1 protein-coding gene and 1 pseudogene are annotated in these 1341 nt (G+C 73.3%); both read left to right on the top strand.

The window, feature by feature from the left end; translation table 11 throughout:
• Positions 1–676 (top strand): NUDIX hydrolase (locus Q2100_RS25795; RefSeq protein WP_302916356.1); only part of this gene is annotated, 676 nt, incomplete at its 5' end.
• Positions 658–1341 (top strand): annotated as a pseudogene (locus Q2100_RS25790) (hypothetical protein); the annotation flags it as partial. The gene Q2100_RS25795 and the pseudogene Q2100_RS25790, both read left to right, overlap by 19 nt.

The raw sequence follows: 1341 nt of genomic DNA, 5'->3' as shown, positions 1-1341 counted from the left end.
CCATTCCGCGGCGCCCACCCCGCCCCGAACCCCCGCCGAACACGCCAAGCAGCAGAAGAACCGGCCGCGCCGCCCGCCGGAACGGTTGCGCACCGTGCACGAGACCTCCGCGGGCGGCCTCGTCATCGACGGTCTCGACGGACCCAAGGACGGTCAGGTCGCCGCGCTGATCGGTCGCATCGACCGCCGCGGCCGGATGCTGTGGTCACTGCCGAAGGGCCACATCGAACTCGGCGAGACCGCCGAGCAGACCGCGATCCGCGAGGTCGCCGAGGAGACCGGCATCCAGGGCAGCGTGCTGGCCGCACTCGGCAGCATCGACTACTGGTTCGTCACCGAGGGCCGCCGCGTCCACAAGACCGTGCACCACTACCTCATGCGGTTCCTCGGCGGTGAGCTCTCCGATGAGGACGTCGAGGTGACCGAGGTGGCGTGGGTGCCGCTGAAGGAGCTGCCGTCGCGGCTCGCCTACGCCGACGAGCGACGCCTCGCCGAGGTGGCCGGCGAGCTGATCGACAAACTGCACTCAGACGGCCCCGCTTCGCTGCCGCCGCTGCCGCACAGCTCGCCGCGGCGGCGCCCGCAGACCCACTCCCACACCCGCAACCGTCGTCGCGACGAGTCGAGCCCACCCACAACAGGCCGGCGGACGAACGGATGCGGACAGGGGCCGTGACCGCCCGGCGCCGCCCGGCCGTGCTGCCGCGGCTCTTCGCCGCCGTGGCGCTGCTCTTACTCTTCGCCGTCCCCGCCGCGCTGCCACAGGCCGCCGCGGGTGAGCCGGGCGCCACCCCGTTCCTGCAGCTGCGGATCGACCGGGTCACCCCCGACGTCGTCACCACCACCAGCGAACCCGTGGTCACGGTGTCCGGCGTGGTGCTCAACGTCGGTGACCGCCCGGTGCGCGACGTGATGGTGCGCCTCGAACACGCCGCGGCGGTGGACTCCTCCGCCGGGCTGCGCACCAACCTGACCGGCAACGTCGACCAGTTCGCGCCCGTCGCAGAATTCGTCACGCTCGCTCCCGAACTGCAGCGCGGCAGGCAGGTGCCGTTCACCCTGCGCTACCCGCTGCGCTCCCCCGACCAGCCCTCACTGGCCATCGGCGCGCCGGGGGTGTTCCCGGTGCTGGTCAACGTGAACGGCACTCCGGACTACGGCGCACCGGCCCGGCTCGACGACGCCCGGTTCCTGCTGCCGGTGCTCGGCGTCCCACCCGACGGCGCCGCCGCGTCGGTCGCCGAGACTCTCACCTCCGTGGTGCCGCCCGACACGTCCCGCCCGGTCCGCCTGACCATGTTCTGGCCACTGGCCGACCGGCCGCGCCTCGCGCCGGGCGTC

The sequence above is a fragment of the Mycolicibacterium arseniciresistens genome (assembly GCF_030519285.1).
In the GTDB taxonomy this organism is placed as follows: domain Bacteria; phylum Actinomycetota; class Actinomycetes; order Mycobacteriales; family Mycobacteriaceae; genus Mycobacterium; species Mycobacterium arseniciresistens.
This window is presented reverse-complemented; position numbering and strand designations above follow the sequence as displayed.